This window comes from Chondromyces apiculatus DSM 436 (assembly GCF_000601485.1).
Classification (GTDB): Bacteria; Myxococcota_A; Polyangia; order Polyangiales; family Polyangiaceae; genus Chondromyces; species Chondromyces apiculatus.
Map to the genome: position 1 here is coordinate 52238 of NZ_ASRX01000065.1, position 24085 is coordinate 76322.

Sequence of the window (24085 nt, forward strand, 5' to 3'; positions counted from 1 at the left end):
CGGAAGGGAGATACTCATGCGCGACGCTCGTAACATGCCGCCAAAGAGCTCCCCCGTCGGAGGGGATTCAGAGCCGACGAGTGGCCTGAAATCTGGCCCTGTGTCGAGCACCGGGAACCGCAGCGCAGCGGACAGCGTGCGCGAACCGGCGGTGACCACCACGAAGAAGAAGATCCTCGTCGTCGACGACTCGTTCAGCTCGCTCTCGACGCAGCAGGGGACGCTCTCGGCCTACGACGTGGTGCTCGCGCGCAATGGCCGGGAAGGCATCCGCCAGGCGATCACGGAGCGCCCCGATCTCATCCTGATGGACGTGAACATGCCCGGCATGGACGGCTTCCAGGCATGCCGGTGGCTGCGCGCCTTCGAGGCGACGAAGGCGGTGCCGATCATCATCATGACCACCCGCGCCGATCCGCAGAGCGTGAAGGTGGCCTACGCCAACGGGTGCAACGGCTACCTGGTGAAGCCGTTCAAGGAAGAGGAGCTGCTGACGACGGTGCGCAAGCTCCTCAGCGAGAGCGAGCCCGGCACCGAGGCCTGAGCCCCTCCGGAGCCCTGCCGCCGCACCCGCTGTCAGCGCGGTGAGCAGCGCCAGCGCAGGATCTGACGGGATCCTGGTCCACGGTACGCCCTGCGAGCCTCCCTCACGCTCTCACGCTCGCTCTCACGGGGGACCGAGGGTGTGGAGCTGGGGGAGTGAGGCGTCGGTGACGTCTCGTTGATCCGGGGAGGCCTTGGTGCGGCGCCTGGCTTTGCCGCGCATGCCCACGCCGTGGCGGTAACTGAGCTCTCCGCCGAGCCAGGCGCTGAAGCCCAGGAGGCCGAAGCCCACGGTCGACAGGGTGATGCCCAGCGTGCGGCGGCTGCGCTTGCGGGCCACCAGCGAGGCCCCGTAGAGGCCAGCGACGACGAGGTTGGTCATCCCGTGCACGAAGCCCAGGCGCTTGGCGTCGCCGCGCGTGTCGGACCAGTCGGCCATCCCGGCGACGGCGGCCGCCATCGCGCCTGCGAGCCCGAGCGCGTGCAGGATGTCGGCGCTCCGCTGGAGGCTCCGGGTGCTGCGTGAGCTTCCGAGGAGGCCTGCCATGTCGAAGGCCTGGGCGGTCATCCAGGCGCCGACGGGCAGGTCGGTGAGCACCGAATGGAGCGGGTGGCCGAGCCAGCGGCCGTGGAGCGCGTCCGCGACCCCCCTGGAGCGGTGGATGATGGGGTGAAGGGTCTTTTGAAGGGGATCGGCCGCCTGGTCGAGCCAGTGCTGGGACGAGATACTCTGGTCGATCTTGATCGCTGTCTTCGCCATCGGGTCCTCCCTGGGATCGTGCATCCGGTGCACCTCGCGGTGGATCGCGCGAGCAGACAGACGCGCTTCGGGTGCCCTGCAGTGCCTGAGCAACCCGTCCTCGCTGGTGGAGGCGTTCACGTTGCGCCCGATCTGGTCCCTCTGCCCTGAAGAGGGCAAGGGGTGGGCCGAGCGCGCAGGAATGCTGGAGGGAGAGAGAGACCTCGGGGGCTAGTGATGGCCGCCGAGCGAGAGTGACAGGTCGAGCAGCTCGCCGAAGGTGGGTGGCCGAGGTGCGCGGGTGGCTTCGACGAACCGGGTGGCGCTGCTCTGCGGGAGGGGAGAACGACGGGCGATGTCAGGCTCGATGTCGAGCGGGAAGGAGGGACTGAGCGCCTGGGGGAGAGCGACGGCGGGCGGGGCGAGCTCGGGGGCGAGCTGGAGATCGAGCGCGGCGTCGTGCCCCTCCGAGGGGGAGGCTTTTGCCCAGGCTTCGAGGGCGTTGCTGCGCCCGGCTGTGCTGGAAGGTTTGCGCTGACTGGCGACCTCACCGGACTCGGGGGGGGCCTCTTCGTCATCGAGGAGGTCCGGGAAGGGCTCCTCGGCGGGCAGGTCGTGTCTGGGTTGCCGGGCGGAGACGGGGGGGGCCTCGTGGCTGGGGTTTCCGGGAGTGGTCGTCTCCGCAGGGCGTTGCTGCTCCGTGCTGGTAGTTGCGCTTTTCGCAGCCGCGGATTCTCCCGCCGCGGCCTTCTCCGTGGCCACCTTCTCGGTCGCTGCCCGGTAAGCGGCGGCCTTCTCTGCAGCAGCTTTGTAGGCGGCTGCCTTGTCAGCGGCGGCCTTCTCCTGGGCCGCCTTGTCAGCGGCGGCCTTTTCGAGGGTCGCTCGACGGGCCGCGGATCTATCTGCTGCGGCTTTCTCTGCTGCGGCTTTCTCTGCTGCGGCTTTCTCTGCTGCGGCCTTCTCTGCTGCGACTCTTTCCCTGGCGGCCTTGTCCGCTGCGGCCTTGTCCGCCGCGGCCTTCTCCCTGGCGGCCTTGTCCGCTGCGGCCTTGTCCGCCGCGGCCTTCTCCCTGGCGGCCTTGTCCGCCGCGGCCTTGTCGGGCCCCTTCCCCGTTGCCGTCTTCTTCGTGGCGGTCCCCTTGTCCGGAGCGACCTTCTTCGTGGACGTCTTGTCCGCTGCCGTCTTCTCGGGTGCTGCGCTCTTGGCGGTGGTTTTCTCGACGGCCTCGCCTGCGTGGGTGCGCTTTCGCCCCGTGGTCCGGCTGGCCTGGCTCAGCTCACGCTGCAGCTCTTCCTCGGTGTGGCTCGCACGGGCACGTTCGTCTTCGTCGAGGACGAGATCGATCTCGTCGAGCTCCAGCACATCCTCACGAGCAAGCGCAGGAGGAGCTGGAGGAGGTACGGACTTGGCGGAGACAGGGAGGGGCGGCGGCGGTCGGGTCGGCGCTCCTGCGGGCTTTGGAGGGGGGACTGTCCCTGGCCTGGGCGGGGGAACTGTCGTGGGTCTCGCGGCCGCAGGGACGGCGGGCTTCGCGGGAGGCACCGTGGGAGGTCGCGGCGCCATGGTGTCCACGGACCTGGCCTGCGAGGCGGTGCGTCGGGGGGAGGCGCCGTCCGTGATCGTGTAGCGGCCAGGGCTCACGTCGGAAGCGCCAGGGATCTCGAGCGCGAGGACGTCGTCACCAGCGCTGCCGGAGAGGGCGCTGAGCGACGGCTCGGGGTGACGCGGGGCGCGCGGCTCTGCGGCGTTGCGCTTGATGCGGTCGAGCAGCGATTCGAGGGCGCTGATGCGCTTGTCGTCGCTCATGCTTCACCCCGCGGAGGGCTGTGGAGCCTCACCAGCGCCTCGCCCCAGGAGGAGCCTGCGGCGAGCCAGGCGCGCACCCGCTCCAGGGCGACGCTGCTCGCGATCAGGAACCGGGCACGGGAGGCGTCTCGGTCGATGCACAGCGCGCGCGCGGGGCGACCACAGGCAGCCTGGAGCGCTCCTTCGAGCACGCCTTCGAGGAGCCGGTCGGCCTCCGCGTCGAGCGGGCACTGGTCGAGGACCATCACCATGGCCTCACCCCACCGCTCGATGGCGAGGCTCCCGAGGCCGGCGAGAGCGACCTCGCCGCCGAGGTGATCGACGATGGTGTCGAGCGAGGCGGCGCGCACGCCCTGGATGCGATCCTCGGCAGCGGCGACGGGAGGCCTGAACCCGGCGGAGGGGTCCTCGTCGGCAGCGGAGGGTGCGGCCGCTCCGAGGCGGCTCGCGAGGCGTCTTCCCATGGCCCTGCCGAGCTGGCGGCCGAAATTGAGGGTCGCCTCGGGGCCGGCAGCGGCGCAGAGCACGCCGAGCGCAGAAGCTGGGACCAGCAAGCGCGCGGGGGCGCCCTCCAGGTGGACGAGTCCGTTCTCCAGGTCGAACGTGACTGCCTTCGCAGGATCGAATCGCAACCCTTGCATCGCGCCTGAAGTTCCCGCCCCGGACCACAGTGGCCGCCTCGCGGCGGCGGCTCGGAGCGCGTATAGAACGTGGGAGTACGCCGGTATTGGCAAGGCCCGGGCCGGCGGGCATGCCGATGGTTGTAAAGCCCTGCAAGCGAGCGTGTCAAATCCCCGCGGCGCTCGCGGCGCTCGTGTCGCTCGCGTCACTCCGCCAACGGGGAGCGTCGATGCTGGCCGTGGGCGCGGTGATCGCGGGATGCGGTGCGTGCACGAGCCCCGGGTCGGCGTTGGTCGGGCCGGGGGAGCCCGCGGAGCGTTCCATGCTGGCCGGAGAGGACGCAGGCCAGGTGGAAGGCGGCGCAGATGTGGACGCCGGTGTTCGCGACGCCGGTGTCCGCGGCGCCGGTGTCCGCGAGGAGAGAGGGCCGCAGGAGGGGCTGCCGGTGTTCTCGGAGGTGCGTCGCCCCGAGCCCACGCAGGTCCCGTTCCGCGCCTGCTCTACCGCGCTGCCGCTGTGTGTGCATGCCCCGAACGGCACCCCGGGAGAGGCGCTCGGGGAGGCGCTCACGCGGTCGGAAGAGGCGATGCGGGCTTACGACGCGCTCGGGTTGCCGCGCCCGCTGCCCGACGACGATCGGGGTGGCGGGCCGGCGTTCGACGTCTATCTCGCGCCCGAGGTGGCGCCCTTCGCGCCCCGCGTGGGTCACGACGGGCCAGCGCTGGGGGAGGGGCATGACGGGGCGAGCGGGTTCGGGGTGGTGGCGCTGCCGCGCGGGAGGAAGTCTTCAGGGTGCGCGCTCGGCTCGGACGTGGCGTACGCGCTCGCCCACGGGATCGCGGTGCGGCTCGACGCAGGTGCGGCAGCCGGGGAGCTGGCCATGGTGTCGAGCCATCTCTCCTCGGTCGTGGCGCCGTGCCCCGAAGCGGAGCTCGTGGCCGTGGCGTCCTTCCAGCGCGCGCCGGAGCGTTCGCTGCTCGGCGGGACCCTCGGCCTGCGGGATGGGTCGCTGCTGTTCGGGAGGTATCTCGACGAGGCGTACGGGATCGGAGCGCCCGGCGCGGTGCTGCTCGGGCTCGTGGCCATCGCCTGGCAGCAGACGCCCGCAGGCGCGCTGCACTTCCGGAACGAGCCGGACGTCTTCGATGCGCTGCGGGCGTCGCTGCAGTCGCTGGAGCGGCACGTGGAAGGGACGCTCCTCGATTTCGCGGTGGCCCGCGCGTTCATGGGGTCGCGGAGCGATGGGAGGCATCTGTCGGACGTGGCGTGGCTCGGGGAGGCGGGTCGGGTGAGGCTCGACTGGTCCATCCCGGTGGGGACGCTGCCGCGGAGGGTGGCGCCGGCGCGCCCGGTCGCGCCGACCGGGGCGACGTACCTGTGGCTGGACCTGGGGGGTCAGGGCAGCGATCCGGGAGGCAACGCGCGCGCGGGGAGCGCGGGGAGCGCGGGGAGCGCGGGGAGCGCGGGGAGCGCGGGGAGCACGGACGAGGTGACCGTGGTGGTCGACTGGGAAGTGCCGGCGCTGTTCCGGTGGGCCCTCGTGAAGGTCGATGCGCGAGGTGCCGAGGTGGGGCGGGCCGAGTTCGGGGGGGTCTACGGCGAGGCGCGGGCGCAGCGCACGGTGGTGGGGCTCTCGGGGCTGTCGGGGCTCTTGCTGGTGGGCGTGCACGTGGGGAGCGACGATCGGAGCTTGCCCTTCGATCCGGAGCACCCGACCGCGGCCCGGGGGTACACGGCCTGGTTCTCGCGGTGACGGCGGAAGAGCGCGGAACCGCGTGCCTCGATCTCTGGCGTTCGTGCCGGCTCGTGCCGGCTCGCGCCGGCTTGCGGCGGTGACGGGTCTCTGCCAAAGCGGCGCGCCATGTCCCGAACCGTTCGCAAGGTGGTGCTCGCCTACTCCGGCGGGCTCGATACGAGTGTCATCCTCCGCTGGTTGATCGAGACCCACGGGTGCGAGGTGGTCGCGTGGTGCGCGGACCTCGGCCAGGGGGAGGAGCTGGAGCCGCTGCGCGAGAAGTCGCTGGCGAGCGGGGCGAGCGCGTTCGTGCTCGATGACCTGCGCGAGACGTTCGTGCGGGACTTCGTGTTCCCGGCGCTGCGGGCAGGCGCCGTGTACGAGGGGGAGTACCTGCTGGGGACCTCGCTCGCGCGGCCCTGCATCATCGAGGGCATGATGGCCGCGGTGAAGGCGGCGGGGGCCGACGCCATCGCCCACGGGGCCACGGGGAAGGGCAACGATCAGGTGCGGTTCGAGCTGGGCGCGCTGCACTTCGATCCGCAGGTGCAGATCATCGCGCCGTGGCGGGAGTGGGACCTGAAGTCGCGCACCGACTGCATCGCGTACGCGAAGCAGCACGGGATCCCGGTGACGGCGACGGTGGAGAAGCCGTACTCGATGGACCGGAACCTGTTCCACTGCTCGTTCGAGGGAGGGATCCTCGAAGATCCCTGGGCGGAGCCGCCGCGGGACATGTTCCTGCTCTCCCGCGATCCCGCGGACGCACCGGACGCGGCGCGCTTCGTGGAGATCACCTTCGAGGCGGGCAACCCGGTGGCCGTGGACGGGGAGGCGCTCGGTCCCGTGGCGCTCCTCGAGCGGCTGAACGCGGTGGCTGGCGAGCACGGGGTGGGGCGCGTCGACGTGGTCGAGGATCGCTTCGTGGGGATGAAGTCGCGCGGGGTGTACGAGACGCCGGGAGGGACGCTGCTCCACAAGGCGCACCGGGCGGTGGAGTCGCTCACGCTGGACCGGGAGGTGATGCGCATCCGCGACGCGCTCGTTCCGGAGTACGCGGCGCTGGTGTACCGGGGGTTCTGGTTCTCGCCGGAGCGGGAGATGCTGCAGGCGATGATCGACCAGACGCAGCGTCGGGTGAGCGGGACGGCGCGCCTCAAGTTGTACAAGGGGAACGTCACGCTGGTCGGGCGCCGGAGCGAGGCGTCGCTGTACCGCGAGGACTACGTGACGTTCGAGAAGGACACCGTCTACGACCAGGCGGATGCCACGGGGTTCATCCGGCTGAACGCGCTCCGGCTGCGGCTCCGGGCGATGCGCGACGGGACCTCTAGCTGAACGGGGTCCACTCGTCTTCGAGCAGCTCGACCGACTTCACGAGCTCCAGGGCCAGGTCGCGGCCGAGCCAGTCCTCGACGGCTTGCCCGGAAGCGACGGCCGTGAAGCTCGGGCGGGGGAGGCGCTTTCCGAGCTGGAGCAGGCAGCGGCCCGTCCGTTCGAGCCGCGCCACCCAGTCGGTGCCGCGGTAGGTGTACTCGGCCTGGTGGAAGAGGGCGTTGCCGAGGGCGCGCAGGCGGTCGCGGACGACGTCGCAAGGCTCGGCGCGCCCGGCGATGGCCAGCCGGACCTCGGCGAGGGCGCGGAGCACGAGGCCCACGGGGGGGCCCGGGTTGAAGCGCTTGCGGGCCGGCCTGAAGGTGAGCCCGGTGAGGCCGAGGAAGTACCAGGCATGCGGCGCGGAGACCCGGTAGAGGTAGGAGGCGCAGCAGGCCTCCGCCGCCTCCATCGCGACCTGCCAGGCCCCCTCCTCGTCGATGTCGTCGCGCTCGGAGAGCATGCCGTCGATGCGCGGCACGGCGGCGGCGCGCACCAGCGGATCGGCCCAGGCCATGGAGACGACGGAGGTGGCCTGGCAGAAGCTGCAGAGGACCTGCGCGCGCGCCTCCGCGGAGACGCGGCCCTTGCCGTCGACCCAGACGAAGAGGCCGTCCTTGAGGTTCACGCGGACCTCGTGCTGAGCCGCGCCATGCTCGTTCAGGAGCTGGAAGAGCTCCTGTCCTCGGAGCGCCCAGCGCTGCGCCAGGACGTCGCAGCTATCCTTCACCGGCTGATCATCCCAGTCGAGCTCGGGCTCTTGCGGAGGAGGCTGGGGGGCGGAGCCAGCGCTGATGAGCGGCCGGGGAGGCGGGGAGCGCTCGGGGAGCGGCGCGAGATGGCCTTGCTCCAGGGCCTTGACCTGGGCGACTCGGGGAGGCTCGCGGCGGGTGGGGCGCGTGCCGCGCATGCCGGGGGCGCCGGGGGCGCCGGGGGCGCCGGGGGTGCCGGGGGCGGGAGGGTCGACCTTCGCGCTCCGGAGGGGAGCATCTTTCTCGGTCTTCTTGATGCGCTTCGGGCGCGCGAGGGGAGCGTCGGCGCGGGCAGTCTGCGCGGTGGGCTTGGTGGCAGGTCCGGCCCCGCGCTGGGCCGTGCGTCGTTCCGCTTTGGCTTCCACGGCAGCGCCGACGCGTGCACGCGCCCCCGACGACTTGATCGCGGCGAGCCTTGCGGTACGGTCGGTATCGGCTTGAGTGCGGCGGCCGCGGTGCATGCGAACGATGATGGTATACGAGGGTCAGCGCCCGTGCCGAGCCCGTTATGATCCGCGGCACGAGGTTGCAGGCGTGCGGGGATCGGGCGGGTCAGGAGCCGTCGGGAGGCAGGGCGCAGGCGTCAGGGCGAAGGCGTCAGGGCGTGGAAGACGTCCGGCGTGATTTCCTGAGGTGATCCTTCACTTCGTCTTCTGTGCATCGGCGAGCGCGCGCTTGACCACCCGCTTGAAGTGGGCAAGTGGCTGGGCTCCGCTCACCACGTAGCCGTTGATCACGAAGTTGGGCGTCCCCATGAGCTTGGCGTCGTCGGCGATCTGGATGTCGGCCTGCACGGCGCCGCGGTGCGCGCCGGTGTCCAGCGCCGTGGCGAACTTCGCGAGGTCCAGCTTGAGGGTGGCGGCGTGCTGCTCCAGGGCGGCGCGGTTCAGGTTCTCCGCGCGCTGGTTCTGGAAGAGCAGGTCGTGCATCGCCCAGAAGCCCTTGGCGCCTTTCTGGGCGTAAGCCTCCATGGCGGCCTCGGAGGCGAGCGGCGCTTCCTTGTGGAACGGCAGGGGACGGTTGCGCCACACGATGCGCACCTGCCCGGGGAAGGCTTTCACCAGCTCGTCGAGGGTAGGCAGGACGCGGGCGCAGAAGGGGCACTGGAAGTCGGAGAAGACCTGCACCACGACCCTGGCGTTCGGCGCTCCCTTGCTCGGGTTGGCCTTGCCGGGGGCGGGGATGGTCACGGTCGTGAGCGCCGTGGCGGCGGTCGCGTCCTTCTGGACCACGTCGTAGACCTTCGCGGGGGGCGTGCCCTGCGCGACGAGCGCCCTGGCCTTGGCGAGCTGCGCGTCGATCACTTCCTGGAACTTGTCGGTGGGATGGGCACCGACGAGGCGGCGGCCGTTGATGAAGAAGTGGGGCGTGCCGGTCGCGCGCAGGTCGTCCGCGAGTTCCTGATCGGCCTCGATGCTCGCCTTGTGCTTGTGGGTCTCGATGGCCCGCTTCACGGCAGGCACGTTGAGCTTCAAGGTGGTGGCGATGGCCAGGAGCGCGTCGTCGTCGAGGTTCTTCTGGTTCGCGAAGAGCTGCGCCGAGGCCTCCCAGAAGGCGGTGTCTCCCTTCTGCGCCCGCGCTTCGAGGGCGAGCTGCGCCGCCGGCTCAGCCCGCGGGTGGAAGGGCAAGGGGGCGTTCTTCCACACCACGCGCAGGTCGTCACCGTACCTGGCGAGGAGATCGTGGACCGTGGGATCCACCCTCGCGCAGAACGGGCACTGGAAGTCGGAGAAGATGACCATCGTGACCAGCGCCGTGGACTTGCCCTTGACGGGCGAGGTCCCGACAGGCGCCCGGTAGAGCGTGAGATCTTCCTCCGGCTCCTCCGGGGCCGGCGGCGGGGGCGCTGCTGCCACGTAGTTCTTGCGGACCAGCGTCGTGTAGAGATCTCTCGCGGGGACGCCCTGCTCGCGGAGCGCCTTCGCCGCCAGGAGCTGCGCGTCGATGATCTCCTGGAACTTGTCGGGGGGCTGGGCGCCGCTCAGGAACACGCCATTGATGAACGATGCGGGTGTGCCGGTCGCCCGGAGCTGTCGGGCGAGCTCCATGTCCTCGCTGACCTTCCGCTTCGCGGCGCCGCTTTCGAGCAGCACGTTGAGCTGCTCGGGGGTGGCGCCGACTTGCCGCAGCGCTTCCTCCTGGACCTCGGGGGTCGGCCTCTTGGAGGACGAGAAGATGGCGTCCTGAAAGGCCCAGAAAACGTCGGCGCCCCGGTGGGCGAAGAGGGCCATGGCGGTCTCGGCGGCGGGTCTCGCGTTGGGGTGGAAGGGGAGCGGGTTGTTCTTCCAGACCACGCGGAGCTGGTTGGGTCCGTAGAGCCGCCGCAGCTCGTTGAGGGTGACATCCAGGCGCTTGCAGTAAGGGCACTCAAGGTCGGAGAAGACGACGAGCGTCACCGGTGCGTCCCAGCGACCCCGCACGGGGTCTGCGGGGGTGACCGGGACCGGCCCTAGATCGAGCGCCACGGCGGGCATCTCCGCCTCCTCGCCCGCAGGATCCGTCGCGACTGTGGCGGAGACGGCCACCTCCTGGACAGGCGCCGGGTTCGGGTGCTGAGGAGCGCTCGTGGATCCAGGAGCGCACGAGGCTGTCAGCGCCACGAGGAGCGCGAGCCAGGTGACGAGGAAGGTAGCAGCGCGGCGAGGCATGGGCCTACATTACCCTCACCCGGAAAGAGGGAGTTATGCAGAAGACGTATGCTGCCGAGAGGATCGAGCCCGGGGAGCATCTGGCGACGCTGGGCCGCCTCTGGCGGGACAACCTCGCCGAGGGTGAGGTCACGGAGGAGCTGGTCGCGCGCCGGATGCGGTGGTTCCACGAGGAGAACCCCGCTGGCGCGGCGCGCACCTGGATCGGCCTTCACGGCGCAGAGCGAGACGTCATCGGCTGTGCCTCGTTCTACCCGCGGGTGACGCAGGTCGCTGGACAGCGGCTGCTGGCGGGGATCCTCGGAGATTTCGCGGTGGACAAGGCCCACCGCATCGCCGGCGCCGCGATGGCGATCCAGCGGGCCATCGCTCAGGGCGCGCGCGAGGCCGGCGCGGAGATCCTCTATGCCTTTCCCAACCGAGCGTCGTTTCCGATCTTCCAGCGCTGCGGATACGCGAAGGTCACGGATGCCGTGATGTGGGTGAAGCCGCTCACTGCCGCCTACAAGCTCCAGGAGTTGGCCAGCGCGGCTCCCGAGGTCCGCCGGGAAACCGCGCACACCGTGGTGGGCCGCGTGGCCGACCAGGCGCGGCGGGCCATCCCCGCGGAGCGCTGGCGCGCGCTCTGGGAGGGGGCCCTCCCCGAGTGGATCGAGGATCGCCTCGTCGACGCGATCGGCGCCCCGGAGCATCCCATCGTGCGCACGGGGGTCCGCGCAGCCGACACGGCCCTCGCAGGGAAGGATGCGGCGCTGCTCCTCGCCCAAGGTCGGCGCGTCGACGGTGAGATCACGAAGAGCGCCGACGCGCGGTTCGACGATCTGTGGAGCCGCGCGAAGCCCACCTACATCATGGGCGAGCGCACCGCCGCATACCTGAACTGGCGCTACGCCACGTTCAAGACCACGGACTACCGCTTCTTCTGCGTCACCGATCGCAGGGACGGCCAGCTCGTCGGCTACGCGATCTACTACATCCAGGGCAACAAGGTGGTCATCGCCGATCTGTTCTGCGAGGACTTCGACGCCCACGCGGGGCTCGTGCTGCTCAAGCTGGCGGAGCGGATGCGCCGGGAAGGGTACGACGCCATCGGCCTCGCGTATGTCGGACCGACCTCGTTCGGAGAGCGTCTGCGGACGCTCGGCTTCTTTCAGAGGGCTTTTCCCAAGGACGTGGGCTCGCGGTGGCTGATCGTTCGGGTCGATGCGCAGACGCCGGAAGCGCTCCGTGCAGAGCTGCTGAACCCTGAGCGATGGTGGATGACCGAGGGCGAGCTCGACGCCTGATCAGCCCGCGCTCGCAGGCTCGTGGCATTTTGCCCCCAGGGCCCCGGATTGGGTCGCTGCCCGCCTCCGATGGCTCTGGGCATTTGAACGCGCAACCCGCAGCACGGGGCAATTCGCCCCAGTGCATCACGGGCGTTTCCCGCGGATTTTCGCTGCCGAATGGCTCGGCGCAGCATGTGCATAAAGGCGGGATCGCCCCGGCCTCTCACGAGCGCCTGGGTCGGGCGACGTCAGGAGGATGTAGAGCATATGCAAAAGCTGGTCGACGGACTGCACAAGTTCCAGTCGGGTTTCTTTCAAACCCATCAGGAGCTCTTCCGGAATCTCTCCAAGGGGCAGAATCCCGAAGCGCTGTTCATCACCTGCTCCGATAGCCGGATCAACCCGAACCTCATCACGCAGACGGGGCCTGGCGATCTCTTCATCCTGAGGAACGCCGGAAACATCGTTCCTCCCTACGGTGAAGAGGGTGGCGGAGAGGCTGCCACCATCGAGTTTGCCGTCACCGGCCTCGGTGTTCAGCACATCGTGGTCTGCGGTCACACGCTCTGTGGCGCGATGAAGGGCCTCCTCGACCCGAGCAAGCTCGATGGCACCCCCATGCTGAAGCGCTGGCTCGAGCATGCCGAACCGACCCGGAAATTCGTGACGGACAACTACGCGCACCTCCACGGGAACGCGAAGATCACGGTGATGGCCGAGGAGAACGTGCTCGCGCAGATCGAGAACCTGCAGACGCATCCCTCGGTGCGGGCGCGGCTCGAGCAAGGGTTGCTCCGTATCTATGGCTGGGTCTTCAAGATCGAGACGGGCGAGGTGTTCCAGTACGACCCCGAGGGCGGTCAGTTCAACCTGATCTCCGGCCCTCCTGGCGCTGCCGCTGCCCCCGACAAGCTCAGCGCGCAAGTCGCCATCTGACGTTGGCGCTCCGGCTGCTCCGCGGCTGGTCTGCTCTGCATTGCCCCCCCTCCTGACCGCCATGACGCCCCAAACAACCGAATTGACGCACAAGCTCGACGCCCTCGCCCCCGACTCCGGCGACAGGCGAAGCGCTGGGCCCGAGCATGCTGCAGGCCCTGGTTCTCTCGACATCAGCACCCTCGAGGTGCTCAAGTCGGACCTGCCCGCAGGCCTGGTCGTTTTCCTGGTCGCGCTGCCTCTCTGCCTGGGCATCGCGCTCGCCTCCGGGGCCCCGTTGTTCTCGGGCCTGATCGCAGGGATCGTGGGCGGGCTGGTGATCCCGCTCATCAGCCGATCGCCGCTTAGCGTGAGCGGACCTGCGGCAGGGCTCGCGGCCATCGTCTTCACCGGGATCAGCGCCCTAGGTTCGTTCAACGTGTTCGCGCTTGCGGTGGTCATCGCGGGCGCGATGCAGCTCGGGCTGGGCATCGTGAGGGCGGGCGGGATCGCTCATTATTTCCCGTCGTCCGTGATCAAGGGGATGCTCACCGCGATCGGCGTGCTGCTCATCCTCAAGCAGCTCCCGCACGCCATCGGCCTCGACGTGGAGGAGTTCGGGGCGACGAGCTTCCAGGTCGGTCGAGAGAACACGTTCTCGCTCATCGCGCGCGCACTGGAGGTCATCCAGCCAGGCGCCGCGCTCATCAGCCTGGGGTGCGTCGCCCTCCTCGTCCTCTGGGACAAGGCGCCTTCCCTGAAGAAGCTCACCTGGCTGCCGGCCCCCCTGGTCGCGGTCCTCGGAGCCATGCTGGCCAACGAGATCTTCCAGCGAAGCGCGCCCGCCATCGCAGTGCAGCCAGAGCACCTGGTCAGGCTGCCGTCCACCGATGGCCCTGCGGGCCTGGTTGGCGCGCTGCACCTGCCGGACTGGTCGGCAGTGACGCGGTCCGACGTCTGGGTGCTCGCCGTCACGCTGGCTGTCGTGGCCAGCCTCGAAACGCTGCTCAACCTCGAAGCGGTGGATCGGCTGGATCCATGGCGGCGCAAGTCCCCTCCCAGTCGAGAGATGCTGGCGCAGGGCGTGGCCAACATGACCTCGGGACTACTCGGCGGTCTCCCCATCACCTCGGTGATCGTGCGCAGCAGCGCGGGCGTGAACGCTGGCGGGCGCACCCGGGCCGTGGCGATCTTCCACGGGCTCTTCCTGGTGCTCGCGGTGCTCTTCATGGCTCCCCTGCTCACCAAGATCCCGCTCGCGTGCCTGGCAGCCATCCTGCTGACGACGGGATACAAGCTGGCGAAGCCCAAGCTCTTCACGGACATGTACCGGCTCGGTCACAGCCAGTTCGTACCCTTCATCACCACCGTGCTGGCCGTGGTGCTCACGGATCTGCTCAAGGGCGTGGCCATCGGCCTCGTCGTGGGCCTGGCCTTCGTGCTGCGGGAGTCGATGTCGCGCGTCTACGAGGTGTCGCGCGAAGGTCAGCAGGTGACCATCCGGCTCAACAAGGGGGCCTACTTCTTCAGCCGTGGCAAGCTGGTCTCCCTGTTCGAGGAGCTGCCGCGGGACACGCACGTGATCCTGGACGGGGGTGCGGCGCCCTTCGTCGATCACGACATCGCCGACGCCATCCGGGACTTCCAGTCGTCAGCGCACCTCCGGAACATCCAGGTCGAGGTGCGCGGCCTCAAGCTCGCGCCTCTCGGCTCCGCCTGACCGGGCTCAGTCCGGGAACCCCGGGGCGAGCATGGCCGTGAGGCGGGCCGGATCCGCCACGCCATGCTGGCGCATCCACTGGGTCGTCTGCGCCAGCGTGGCGGCGTCTCCCAGTGCGCCGACGCGGAACCTGGCTGCCGCTGCATAGAGCGACATGTCCGCGGCATCGAGCTGCGTGGCAGCCCGGTCGAGCAGGGAGAGCGCTTCCTCGCGCTCCCCTCGCACCGCCGCCGCTCCCGCGCGCAGCATGGCTGCCAGCGGCGTCGCCCAGGGCATCCCCTCGCCCTCGATGCGGGACGCCGCACCGAGCACCTCGGACAGCCGCGACAGCGGATCCGCCGAGGCGCGCGCGGCCGCGAGGAGGGCGCCACCGCGCACGAACGCGAGGTAGAGGCGCACGACCTGGATGCGCGAGACGAGCGACCGCTCCAGCTCCGGCCAGCGATCGTCGAAGAGCTGCGCCGCGGCCTGGCCTTCACCCCTGTAGAGGAAGATGTGCGCGCGCGCGAGCAGGTCGAAGCAGGGCTGGAGTTGGCGGCCTGTCCGGGCCCACCGGGCGATGGCGACATCCGCTTCTCTCACGGCGGCGTCCGGGTCGCCGCGCAGCAACCAGAAGGCGTTCGCCTGAGAGGTGCGGAGGAGGGAGGCGAGGTAGCGATCGTCTTGCTCTCCTTCGTCGTGCAGGGAGGAGAGCACCCGCCGGGAGAACTCGCCGAGATCCCCGAGGAACCAGAGTGACCACACCGAGAAGTAGCGCGCGACGCCGCGCTCCCACCTCGCCTCGAGGGAGCGCTCGGTCAGCATCTCTGCGGCGCGATCGAGCGCCGTGAGGCTCGCCCGCCACCGCCCCTGGAAGCCCGCGGAGACCCCCTGGGCCAGGAGCACCCGAGAGGTCGCGTGGGGATTTCCGAGACGACGCGCGAGCCTGTCGGACTCGGCCAGCAGCGCCGCGGCGCGCTCCGACGCCGGTCCCCCTCCGGCAGCGACATGGCTCGCCTCGAGGGCGACGGCGCGGACGATGCGGGAAGGCTCGCCCGCATCGAGCGAGAAGAGCAGGCTCTGGGACCTAAACAGCGCCCCAGCCCCCGGATCGACGAACGCCAACCCCGTCGCGAGGGACCAGCAGAGGTCGATGCGCTGGAGGGCCTCGGGGGAGCTTTCCTGGAGCGAGCGCTCCTCGTAGTGGAGTTCGTGGAGCTGGCTCTGCGCCCGCCGGAGGAGCATCTGCGCGGCAGCAGACCCCTGGTGGGCGGCGATCACCAGCGAGACGAACAAGGGCTCGGCCACGCGGAGCCCCTCGTCGACGCTTCCCGCGCGCAGGTGAGCCTCGACGGCGCGGCGGCGGATGTCCATCGCCTCGGGTGGCGTCGCCCCGTCCAGCGCGCCGAGATAGACGGCAGCCGCAGCGGCGGACCGGCCGATGTGGCCCAGCGCATCGCCCAGGTGGACCTGCAACGTGCGCCGGAGGGTAGCGCGAGCCGTCGGGTCTTCACCGGCGCGGCGAGGTACGGTCTCCTCGAGGGCCAGCGCTTCCCGGTAAAGCGCCGACGCCCGCTCGAAGTCCCCGACACGCGCGGCGCGGTCCCCTGCATGCGCGGTGTGCGCGAACGCGCGCTCCGTCTCTCCCGCTTCCCTCCAGTGAGCAGCGAGCGCGTCCGCCTCCGTGTCGGCGCTGCGTTCGAGGGCGTGCGCGAGGCGACCGTGCAGGTCGCGCTTGGTCTCGGCAGAGATGCCTCGCTGGGCGATCTCCCCGATCCGGTCATGGTAGATCTCCAGGTACTGGTGCTCGCCTGCGCCCCTGGTCCGCACGAGGCCCGCGTCGCGCAGCGCCGCGAAGTGCCGGGCGAAGCCAGGGCCATCCATGCGGACCGCCTGCCGGGCCGCGCCCACGGGGACGGGGCTGCCCGCAATCACGAGCAGGTCGAGGAGCTCACGCGCCTCCGGGGCAAGCACCTCGATGCGCTCCCAGAGCAGGTCGCGGAGCCTCGTCGTGCCGCGCCGCTCACCGCGCGCCAGGTGCTCCCGCGCGAGCATGTCGAGGAAGAGCGGGTGCCCATCCGCTTCTCGCAGCGTGGCCTCCATCGCGCGCTCCTCGCCGGACGATGCGCCAGCCAGGAGCTGCCGGAGCAGCTCGCGGGACTCGGTCCCGGGCAGCCTTCCGAGTTCCACCTTCCACACCGCCTCCCTGGGCCACGCGAGTCGCTCGAGAAGCTCGATGGACGATGCGCCCGTTCCCGTCCGGAGGGTCGCCACGAAGAGAAGGGCGGGCTCACCAGGGGGGCGCAGGAGGTCCGAGAGCAGGGCGAGCCCGTCCGCGTCGGCCCACTGGAGGTCGTCGATGGCGATCACGATGCGCCCTCGCTGCCGCAGCCTGCGCAGGATCTCTCGCAGCGCGGCAAATGCCTCCTCGCGAGGAGCCACCATCGCTTCTCCCGGCTCGGAGGACGTGGGCTCCTCGCCGACCTTGAGCACGGGCGCGAGCACGGGGAACAGCTCCCCGAGGAGCTCGGCGCGCTCCGGCAGGAGGGCCTCCACGTCCTGCTTTCCCAGCTTCGCGAGGGTGCGGCTCAGCGCGTCGATCACCTCGTCGACGGCCTTGTAGGGGACCGCGTCGCGCTCGTAGCAGCGACCCACGAGCACGTCGGCCTCCGCGGTGATCCGGTCGAGGAAGCGGCGCATCAGCGAGGTCTTGCCGATCCCCGATTCGCCCTCGATCAGCACCGCGAGCGCGCGCCCGCGCCCCGCCTCGGCGAGCGCCTCGGTCAGGATCTCCAGCTCCTCGGTGCGACCCACGAAGACCGCGCCGCGCCGCGAGGGGATGATGCTCTCGGCGCTCGCCTGGGTGCGGCCCAGGCGCCGCAGCACCTCCCCCGCGGTGGGGCGCGCGGCAGGGTCGATCCGGAGCAGTTCCATGCACAGGCTCACCAGATCCTCGGGCAGCCCGCTCACCAGCGTGGAGGGCGGCTCTGGCTCGGAGCGCTGCTTCAGCTCCATGACCATGAACGGCGCCACCTGGAAGGGATAGGCGCCGGTGAGCGCCTGATAGAGGACCACGCCCACGCTGTACCAGTCGGCCTCGAAGCCCGCCGGGAGCCCCGCCGCTTGCTCGGGTGCCATGTACTGCTCGGTACCCACGATCGAGGCGTCCATCGCGGGGCCGTCGCTGTCGGCGATCATCCCGAAGTCGAGCAGCACCACCCGCCCTGCCGCGGTCACGAGGACGTTGGAAGGCTTGATGTCCCGGTGGACCTTGCCCGCCGCGTGCAGCGCCGCAATGGCCTCCACGAGCTGCGCGAGCGCGGAGCGGAGCCTCCCCTGGTGGACCTGGATCGCGCGCCGGCTGTGCCACCGTGAGCTCGGCCCTACCGAACTCGGCGGGATGGTGCGGAGTGGTTCGTGCTCACGCGCTGTCCCCTGCGTGGTCGGCCCGGCGCCGCGCTCATCGCCGTCCGTCGCCCCGCCGTCCTCGTGATCCTGGACGTACACCAGGAAGTCCACCCCGCGGATCAGCTCCATGGTGAAGAAGAGCTGTCCCTCGTCCTCGTGGAGCTCGCCGAGCCCGATCAGGTTGGGGTGATGGATGTCCTGCAGCGCCCGGAACTCGTACTTCAGCCTGAGCCTCGCGTCGGCGTCGAGCCGGCGCAGCGTCTTCAGTGCGATGCGCCGCTGGTGCTCGCGATCGAGCACTTCGTAGACGACACCGAGGCCACCCGCGCCGATGCGCCGCACCACCTGGAAACGTCCCGTGCCTTGGAATTCATGGCTCGGGTAGACGCTCCTGGGGCCCATCGACAGAGTGTATAGAGAGCACCTCCCCGGTGGGGGCACAAGCTCTTCACCCCCGGAGGTTGCCTGATGCGGCCCGCCTTCGGGTAGACTGCCCGCGCCATGTCAGCCCCTTGGAAGTGGATCTTCACCGCACTCCCCGTCGTGCTCCTGACGGCGTGCGACACGCCCAAACCACCCGCTGGGGATGCGCCGAGCGCCACGGCCTCCACCCAGGCCGCGCCGGTGGCCACGGCGACCAAGCCCAAGGGAATGCCCGAGCTGCTCGTCGACGAGCTGGGGCCCTACCTCGGTGGCCGCCGCGTCGACATGAAGCAGCAAGATGCGACGGAGAAACTCATCAAGATCATCAAGGAGCTGCCCATCGAGGGGAAGCCGGTCACGCTGCTCGCCGACAGGAAGGCGAAGACCCCGATCGTCGCCGCAGTCGTGTACGAGCTGGGCGCGGCGGGCGCTCCCAAGGTCATCATCAAGACCGATGGTCGCGACGACCTGCCCAAGGAGATCGAGGTGACGCCCGAGCCGCGCGTCACCGCGCCCACGACGTGCGCTGTGACGACCATGGTCCTTGAGGACCTGTCGACCGCGGTCTGGCCCTTCAAGGGCGGGCTCGGCAAGCGGCAGCGCAAAGGCCTGGCCGGTCCCGATCTGTCGCACACGGGTGAGACCCTGGAGAAGGAGATCGCCGGCTGCAACGGAACCGTGGCCTTCTTCTCGGGCGACGACACCATCGCGTGGGAGATGACCCACAACATCGCCGGGACGCTGCTCCAGGCCGACAAGAAGAAGAAGATCGAGTCGCTGGTGCTGCTGCATCACGCTCCCGTGGCCGGCCGACCCGTGAAGCTCGGCTCCGGGAGCTAGCGCTGCGCACGCGGGGTCGGGCGGTTCGCGGAGCGCGACCTCCACCACCCGACCGGCGACGATCCATCACGACCCGATCCTCAGGAACGACGACGCCGTGTCTCCCATCCCCAGCTCCAAGACCGAAGTGAACACGTCGGCCGACGATGAGGCGCCAGAGACACTGCGGCCCGAGGCGCGCCTGCGGCGTGCTCGACTCCGCCGCCTGGTCACTGGCATTGTGGCCCTCACGGGCGTGCTCGCCATCCTGGCGGTGGGGAAGACGTGGCTCCGCTCTCGGGGTGGACCGAGCACGCGAGAGCCAGCCATGGCTGCTCCCGAAGCAGGCCTGGCCAGCGCCAGCGCAGTGACCTCCGCAGAGCCTGCCCCCCCTGCCGCGGTCCCTCCCGCGACACCTGCGCCCGCGCCCACAGCACAGGCCGAGGCGGCGCCCTCCGCCGAGGCGACGGCGCAAGCGCCGGCCGGAGCGCCGACGCCGGATCCGGCAGAGGCCAAGAGGCTCCAGAAGGAAGCGCTCTCGCTCCTCAACCGCGGCAAGAACAAGGAAGCCGTCGAAGCTGCTCGGGCCGCCATTGCAGCCGACCCTACCGACGCCATGTCCTACCTCTACCTGGGGTCGGCGTTGCAGGACTCGGGCAAGTGGAAAGAGGGCATTGCGGCCTACAGCGACTGTGTGCGCACCGCGAAGACAGGTCCCGTGCACGAGTGCTCAGCCATGGGCGGCAGGAAATAACCGCGCACGCTCCACCATCGACGCCGCCCACCGACACGCCCTCGCTGCTCCCTCAGCGAGATGTCGACGCGGGCGGCCAGCGCGCTTATAAATTCGGGCCACCATGAGCGAACCCGACGTCAGAAACATCATCATCATTGGCTCTGGCCCTGCCGGCCTGACCGCCGCCATCTACGCCGCGCGCGCCAACCTCAAGCCGCTGTGCATTGAGGGATTCAGCGCAGGCGGGCTCATTCCGGGTGGTCAGCTCATGTTCACCTCCGACGTGGAGAACTTCCCCGGCTTCCCCGAGAAGGTGACCGGCCAGGAGCTCATGACGCGGTTCCGTGAGCAGGCAGTCCACCAGGGGACGGAGATCGTGACCGCCGACGTCACCAAGGTCGACTTCTCCGTGCACCCCTTCAAGGTGTGGGAGGGCGACACCCTCTACCGGGCCAGGACGGTCGTGATCGCCACCGGCGCCCGCGCCAACTACCTCGGCTTGCCCAGCGAGGACGCGCTCAAGAACAAGGGCGTGAGCGCCTGCGCCGTGTGCGATGGCGCGCTCTTCCGCAACAAGGACGTGGCCGTGGTGGGCGGCGGCGACACCGCGATGGAGGAGGCCTTCTACCTCTCCGGCCTGTGCTCCTCGGTGACCCTCATCCACCGCCGCGACGAGTTCAGGGCATCCAAGGCGATGGTCACGCGCGTGGTCGAGAACCCGAAGATCAAGATCCTCTACAGCAGCGCCGTGGACGAGGTGCTCGGGGTCGAGGAGGACGAGGTGAAGGGCGTCCGCGTGAAGAACCTGAAGTCGGGCGAGAAGCACGACCTCCCCGTTGCGGCCATGTTCGTCGCCATCGGTCACACCCCGATGACGGAACTCTTCATCGGCCAGCTCGACGTCCACCCGAACGGCTACATCAAGACGGAGCCCGGCTCGACCCGCACCAGCGTGCCTGGCGTGTTCGCGTCCGGCGACGTGCAGGACTGGACGTACCGCCAGGCGGTGACCGCGGCGGGCACTGGATGCATGGCCGCGCTCGACGCAGAGCGCTGGATCGCATCTCAGGGCGGTCACTGAGGCGATCCCCATGGAGGCCGATGCGCTGCGCCAGGAGCTTGCGGATCTGACAGCCGCAGTGCGCGCATTCCTCGACTGGCACGTGATGACCGGCACCACCGGGCTTCCGCCAGGCGAGGCCCCCTCGAGCGCAGCGCCGGCGCATCTGCCGCACCTGCCAGCGTCTCTGGAGCCGGAGCGCCCGCCCCGCAGCCCCGCCGCGACGTACGAGGAGCCGAAGCCCGCGCGCCCCCTGTCAGCCGCTCCGGCGGCAGCGCCCGTCGCGGCGTACGAGGCACCGAGGCCAGCGGGTTCAGTAACCGCCGCTCCGATGCACGCTGCTCAGGCGACGGAGCCAGTCCGGCAAGACAGGCCTTCACCGCGACCCGTCGAGGCACCGAGAGCGGTGGCCGCGCCGGTCGCCGCCGCGCCGGCTCCAACCGCAGGCCCCACCACCGACACGCTCGACGAGCGACGCGCGCGCCTCACGGTGCTCGCCAGCGAAGTCGCGGGGTGCCAGCGCTGTGACCTGCACGCTGGCCGCACGCACACGGTGGTCCAGCGCGGAAACCCGAACTCCGAGCTGGTGTTCATCGGGGAAGGGCCCGGCATGGAAGAGGACCGCAGCGGCGAGCCCTTCGTCGGTCCCGCCGGCCAGCTCCTCGACAAGATGATCGCGGCCATGGGGTACCACCGCGACGACGTCTACATCTGCAACATCGTCAAGTGCCGCCCTCCCAACAACCGCAAGCCAGAGGCGGCGGAGATGGCGGCCTGCAGCCCGTACCTCGCCACGCAGCTCGGGATCGTCAACCCGCGGGTCATCGTCGCCCTCGGCGCGACCGCGGTGCAGGGACTGATCGGCACGACGGAAGGCATCACGCGGCTGCGCGGCACCTGGAAGCTCTACAAGGGCGCCATCCCGCTCATGCCCACCTTCCACCCGGCGTACCTGCTGCGGCAGCCGAGCGCCAAGCGGGAGGTGTGGAGCGATCTGAAGATGGTCATGACCTTCCTGGGCCGCTCCGTCCCCGAGCGTCACTGAGCGTGTCTGCCCAGCGCCCCCCTGCCCTCCCGGCGGACGGCGCGCCTCACCTCACGCCCGAGGAGGCCCACGCCGCGAGGAGCGCCACGTCCGCGCTCCTTCGCGCCTGTTTCCTCTTCATCGGCGTGCTCCCGTGGGGCATCGCCCTCGCACGCGCCTGGCTCGACCTGGGGGTCGTGGGCACGCTCCTCGACAGCACCTTCGCGCCCATGTGCCACCGGTTGCCGGAGCGGTCGCTCACCCTGGCCGGCACGCTGATGCCCCTCTGCAGCCGCTGCGCGGGGATCTTCGCCGGCTTCGCCGTGGGCGCCATCCTTGCGCGCCCCCACCTGCGCATGTCGACCTGGCGCGTGCTCCTGAGCATCGCCGCCGCGCTGATGGTCGCCGACGTGATCACCCAGGACCTCGGCCTGCGCCCGCTGTGGCATCAGAGCCGGCTCGCCACCGGCTTCTTGCTTGGATACGGCATGGTCGTCGCCTTCGTGACGCACGTCGGTCCCGGGCGCCCGGACCGTTAGCAGCTCCCTCGCCGGACGCGCCCTACCTCAAAACCGCAGCGTCCCGCTCAGACCGACCTCGTTGAGGCTGCTCTCCAGACGCCCGCCGTTGATGGCCTGCACGCTGCGGTAGCCCGAGCCAACGTCTCCCGAGAGCGCCTGCACCTTGCCATCACCGCCGTTGTCCAGAGCGCCGAAGAAGGTGTGCTGGTAGGCCACCGAGAGGTCCACGGGCCCGAGCCTCACGGTCGCGCCTCCCGACAGACCGACCCGCCAGCCGAGGTGGAAGTCCACGTTGAGGTACTGGTCGTCCTGCCCCTTCGTCTCGCAGAACCCTCCAGCGCGGAACGACAGCAGACTGGGCAAGGCCACCACGTCCGCACCAACGCGCACGCCGAACACGTCGCGCCATTCATGAGGCACGTCCGCGTTCTCGGGGACGAACCCCGGCGTGTCCCGGACCGGGATCGTGTTCGGCTTGAAGCGGATCTCCAGCGCGTCGACCACGCTGTTGTGAGCCCAGGTGAAGTCGACCTCGACGTCGAAGAGATCCTCGCTCATGGGGTCGCGCACCCGCCGATCCCCGACGGCCCAGCCGGGCCTCTCCGAGGTCACGCGAGGGTGGTGGTAGCGCACGCCGAGCCGCGCCTCCATGGGCACGCGCAGGTGGAACGAGCCGGCGTCCTCCACGTCGGTCACGTTGCAGTCCGGGTCGCGGCCCGCGCAGCGCTGCTCGTTCTTGGCCCCTGACGCGGACCAGTAGAGCGACTCGATGGTCACCCGGGTGCTCGTGCGCAGCCCATCCTGCCACTTGAACCAGGCGCCCACGTCCACCCGAGGGGACGGTGACCACAGCGCGCTGAGCACGAACCCGGGCATGAAGGCGTCGACGCCCCGGAGGCGCGCACGCAGATCCTGGTGCGCGTTGAAGTCGTCTCCCCCGGGCGACGACGTCGCCTCGGAGAAGTTCACCACGTCGATGGAGCCGACCCCCCAGATGAACCCGGCCCCCAGCGCGATCTCCGGCGTCACCGCGTAGCTCACCGAGAGTGTCGGCGCGACCAGCAGCGACTCCGACGACACCAGCAGGTACCGCTGCGGCGCCGGCTGCACCTGACCTCCCTCCTCGGTCACCGTCTCGGGAAAGATGGTCGAACCGGCCGCGTGCGGCGCGACGACGGCGAGGCCCAGCGCGAGATCGTTCGTGACCCGCCACGTGCCTGCGATCTGCGGGTTCGGGAACACCCCGCCTTCATTGCACACCGCAGCAGGAGGCCCGCCGGGCGTCCCTGGCGCCGGGAACGTCCCTGGCGCGCTCGCGTTCGCGGGTACCGGCGTGTTTCCTGGACCGCGCCGCGTGAAGCACCGGTCCAGCATGATGAGGTGTGCCCCGAGATGCACCCCGCTCGCCTGGGTCACGAGCGCTGCCGGGTTCATGTAGGCGGCGAGCGGATCGTCGGCGCGGGCCACCCACGCATTGCCACGACCCGCCTGCACCACGCCGCTCTCCGGCGAATCCAGTCCCGTCGACGCGAACGCCGGGAGGGCCAACCACGACACGAGCGCGGCCGTGCCCAGCGCCACCCCGTGGCACCCGGACCTCCACTGCGGCGACGTCCTGCGCGCGCTCTTCATCGCTCCCCCCCTCATCGCTCCCCCCCGCGGCTCACTTGACCGGCGACGCCTTCAGGGCCGCCTTGCCGTCCTTCACGTACACCGTGAACTTCACGCGGGTGCAGTTGTGCCGGCTCACCAGCGCGTCCTTGTTCCGCTGCAGCGTCGCCTTGAACTTCTCGAAGGTGAGCGAATCGACGGGCTCCCCGCACTGCTGCTTCACCGTGCGGAACTCCTCGTAGACGGCGCGCCACTCGGTCAGCTCGTCGAGCGGCTGCCCCGGATCGGCGGAGAGCACCGCCCCTTCCAGCGCGACACCGGGCTCGGTGATCTCCGCACCCGGCGGGCGCGGCGGCGCCGGCCGTCGCGGCGGCGGCGGGCGC

The 24085-nt window shown here is 70.3% G+C and carries 19 protein-coding genes; 11 read left to right on the top strand and 8 right to left on the bottom strand.

Annotated elements, in window-relative coordinates:
• Nucleotides 1-100: 100 nt before the first annotated feature.
• Nucleotides 101-544 (top strand): response regulator, encoded by a 444-nt coding sequence (locus tag CAP_RS32630; RefSeq protein WP_231511818.1) that lies wholly within the window; start codon nt 101-103, stop codon nt 542-544.
• A 123-nt stretch (nt 545-667) separates the two neighbouring features.
• On the opposite strand, the gene CAP_RS32635 is transcribed toward CAP_RS32630, so the two are convergent.
• From CAP_RS32635 to CAP_RS51240, 3 genes are all read right to left on the bottom strand, one after another.
• A complete protein-coding gene (locus CAP_RS32635; RefSeq protein ID WP_197041455.1) occupies nt 668-1303 on the bottom strand; it encodes a DUF2231 domain-containing protein in 636 nt (211 codons plus the stop codon).
• 210 nt (nt 1304-1513) lie between these two features.
• Nucleotides 1514-3088, bottom strand: coding sequence for a hypothetical protein (locus CAP_RS55280; protein ID WP_052376440.1), 1575 nt, complete (start codon nt 3086-3088; stop codon nt 1514-1516).
• A complete protein-coding gene (locus CAP_RS51240) occupies nt 3085-3729 on the bottom strand; it encodes a hypothetical protein (protein ID WP_156041346.1) in 645 nt (214 codons plus the stop codon). The genes CAP_RS55280 and CAP_RS51240 overlap by 4 nt, the downstream gene beginning before the upstream one ends.
• 302 nt (nt 3730-4031) lie before the next feature.
• Between CAP_RS51240 and CAP_RS32650 the strand changes: the two genes are divergently transcribed.
• Together CAP_RS32650 and CAP_RS32655 are read left to right on the top strand one after the other, a co-directional pair.
• Nucleotides 4032-5462, top strand: a complete 1431-nt coding sequence (locus CAP_RS32650) for a hypothetical protein (RefSeq protein WP_156041347.1) — start codon at nt 4032-4034, stop codon at nt 5460-5462.
• A gap of 108 nt (nt 5463-5570) precedes the next feature.
• Entirely contained in the window at nt 5571-6782 is a 1212-nt protein-coding gene (locus CAP_RS32655) for an argininosuccinate synthase (protein ID WP_044248029.1), read from the top strand.
• Here CAP_RS32655 and CAP_RS32660 read toward each other — a convergent pair.
• Nucleotides 6775-7935, bottom strand: coding sequence for a DUF6882 domain-containing protein (locus CAP_RS32660; RefSeq protein WP_044248031.1), 1161 nt, complete (start codon nt 7933-7935; stop codon nt 6775-6777). The two genes, CAP_RS32655 and CAP_RS32660, sit on opposite strands and share 8 nt — an antisense overlap.
• Nucleotides 7936-8211: 276 nt before the next feature.
• Nucleotides 8212-10218 carry a DsbA family protein gene (locus CAP_RS32665; protein WP_044248032.1) on the bottom strand — a complete coding sequence of 669 codons (2007 nt, stop codon included), beginning with the start codon at nt 10216-10218 and terminating at the stop codon, nt 8212-8214.
• Between the two features lie 35 nt (nt 10219-10253).
• On the opposite strand from CAP_RS32665, the gene CAP_RS32670 reads away from it, so the two are divergent.
• From CAP_RS32670 to CAP_RS32680, 3 genes are all read left to right on the top strand, one after another.
• Nucleotides 10254-11504 (top strand): GNAT family N-acetyltransferase, encoded by a 1251-nt coding sequence (locus CAP_RS32670; protein WP_044248033.1) that lies wholly within the window; start codon nt 10254-10256, stop codon nt 11502-11504.
• A 249-nt stretch (nt 11505-11753) separates the two neighbouring features.
• Nucleotides 11754-12422: a carbonic anhydrase gene (locus tag CAP_RS32675; RefSeq protein ID WP_044248034.1), complete on the top strand. Its 669-nt coding sequence runs from the start codon at nt 11754-11756 to the stop codon at nt 12420-12422.
• A 61-nt stretch (nt 12423-12483) separates the two neighbouring features.
• Nucleotides 12484-14121 (top strand): SulP family inorganic anion transporter, encoded by a 1638-nt coding sequence (locus tag CAP_RS32680; RefSeq protein WP_052376441.1) that lies wholly within the window; start codon nt 12484-12486, stop codon nt 14119-14121.
• Nucleotides 14122-14127: 6 nt separating this feature from the next.
• Here CAP_RS32680 and CAP_RS32685 read toward each other — a convergent pair whose 3' ends face one another.
• Complete coding sequence (locus CAP_RS32685; protein WP_044248036.1) at nt 14128-17910, bottom strand: serine/threonine-protein kinase; 3783 nt, start codon at nt 17908-17910, stop codon at nt 14128-14130.
• Between the two features lie 99 nt (nt 17911-18009).
• On the opposite strand from CAP_RS32685, the gene CAP_RS32690 reads away from it, so the two are divergent.
• The 5 genes from CAP_RS32690 (at nt 18010) to CAP_RS46035 (ending at nt 22109) form a co-directional block, all read left to right on the top strand.
• Nucleotides 18010-18771 (top strand): ExbD/TolR family protein, encoded by a 762-nt coding sequence (locus tag CAP_RS32690; protein ID WP_044248038.1) that lies wholly within the window; start codon nt 18010-18012, stop codon nt 18769-18771.
• Nucleotides 18772-18868: 97 nt separating this feature from the next.
• A complete protein-coding gene (locus tag CAP_RS32695) occupies nt 18869-19504 on the top strand; it encodes a hypothetical protein (protein ID WP_044248040.1) in 636 nt (211 codons plus the stop codon).
• 103 nt (nt 19505-19607) lie between these two features.
• Entirely contained in the window at nt 19608-20567 is a 960-nt protein-coding gene (gene trxB, locus CAP_RS32700) for a thioredoxin-disulfide reductase (protein WP_044248042.1), read from the top strand.
• Nucleotides 20568-20577: 10 nt separating this feature from the next.
• The gene (locus CAP_RS32705) at nt 20578-21591 is read left to right on the top strand and encodes a uracil-DNA glycosylase (RefSeq protein WP_231511819.1); all 1014 of its coding nucleotides are present in this window, start codon (nt 20578-20580) and stop codon (nt 21589-21591) included.
• Between the two features lie 2 nt (nt 21592-21593).
• Entirely contained in the window at nt 21594-22109 is a 516-nt protein-coding gene (locus tag CAP_RS46035) for a DUF2085 domain-containing protein (protein WP_052376443.1), read from the top strand.
• Between the two features lie 27 nt (nt 22110-22136).
• Here the strand turns inward: CAP_RS46035 and CAP_RS32715 are convergent, their stop codons facing one another.
• Both CAP_RS32715 and CAP_RS52790 read right to left on the bottom strand, forming a co-directional pair.
• The gene (locus CAP_RS32715; RefSeq protein ID WP_156041348.1) at nt 22137-23723 is read right to left on the bottom strand and encodes an OmpP1/FadL family transporter; all 1587 of its coding nucleotides are present in this window, start codon (nt 23721-23723) and stop codon (nt 22137-22139) included.
• A gap of 31 nt (nt 23724-23754) precedes the next feature.
• Nucleotides 23755-24085: MXAN_5187 C-terminal domain-containing protein (locus CAP_RS52790; RefSeq protein WP_306413921.1), on the bottom strand; the 331-nt coding region annotated here is incomplete at its 5' end.

Excerpts from the sequence above, each read along its gene's own strand:
- CAP_RS32635 (WP_197041455.1), bottom strand. The coding sequence starts at position 1,303 with ATGGCGAAGACAGCGATCAAGATCGACCAGAGTATCTCGTCCCAGCAC.
- CAP_RS55280 (WP_052376440.1), bottom strand. The coding sequence starts at position 3,088 with ATGAGCGACGACAAGCGCATCAGCGCCCTCGAATCGCTGCTCGACCGC.
- CAP_RS51240 (WP_156041346.1), bottom strand. The coding sequence starts at position 3,729 with ATGCAAGGGTTGCGATTCGATCCTGCGAAGGCAGTCACGTTCGACCTG.
- CAP_RS32650 (WP_156041347.1), top strand. The coding sequence starts at position 4,032 with ATGCTGGCCGGAGAGGACGCAGGCCAGGTGGAAGGCGGCGCAGATGTG.
- CAP_RS32655 (WP_044248029.1), top strand. The coding sequence starts at position 5,571 with ATGTCCCGAACCGTTCGCAAGGTGGTGCTCGCCTACTCCGGCGGGCTC.
- CAP_RS32665 (WP_044248032.1), bottom strand. The coding sequence starts at position 10,218 with ATGCCTCGCCGCGCTGCTACCTTCCTCGTCACCTGGCTCGCGCTCCTC.
- CAP_RS32670 (WP_044248033.1), top strand. The coding sequence starts at position 10,254 with ATGCAGAAGACGTATGCTGCCGAGAGGATCGAGCCCGGGGAGCATCTG.
- CAP_RS32675 (WP_044248034.1), top strand. The coding sequence starts at position 11,754 with ATGCAAAAGCTGGTCGACGGACTGCACAAGTTCCAGTCGGGTTTCTTT.
- CAP_RS32680 (WP_052376441.1), top strand. The coding sequence starts at position 12,484 with ATGACGCCCCAAACAACCGAATTGACGCACAAGCTCGACGCCCTCGCC.
- CAP_RS32685 (WP_044248036.1), bottom strand. The coding sequence starts at position 17,910 with ATGGGCCCCAGGAGCGTCTACCCGAGCCATGAATTCCAAGGCACGGGA.
- CAP_RS32690 (WP_044248038.1), top strand. The coding sequence starts at position 18,010 with ATGTCAGCCCCTTGGAAGTGGATCTTCACCGCACTCCCCGTCGTGCTC.
- trxB (WP_044248042.1), top strand. The coding sequence starts at position 19,608 with ATGAGCGAACCCGACGTCAGAAACATCATCATCATTGGCTCTGGCCCT.
- CAP_RS32705 (WP_231511819.1), top strand. The coding sequence starts at position 20,578 with ATGGAGGCCGATGCGCTGCGCCAGGAGCTTGCGGATCTGACAGCCGCA.
- CAP_RS32715 (WP_156041348.1), bottom strand. The coding sequence starts at position 23,723 with ATGAAGAGCGCGCGCAGGACGTCGCCGCAGTGGAGGTCCGGGTGCCAC.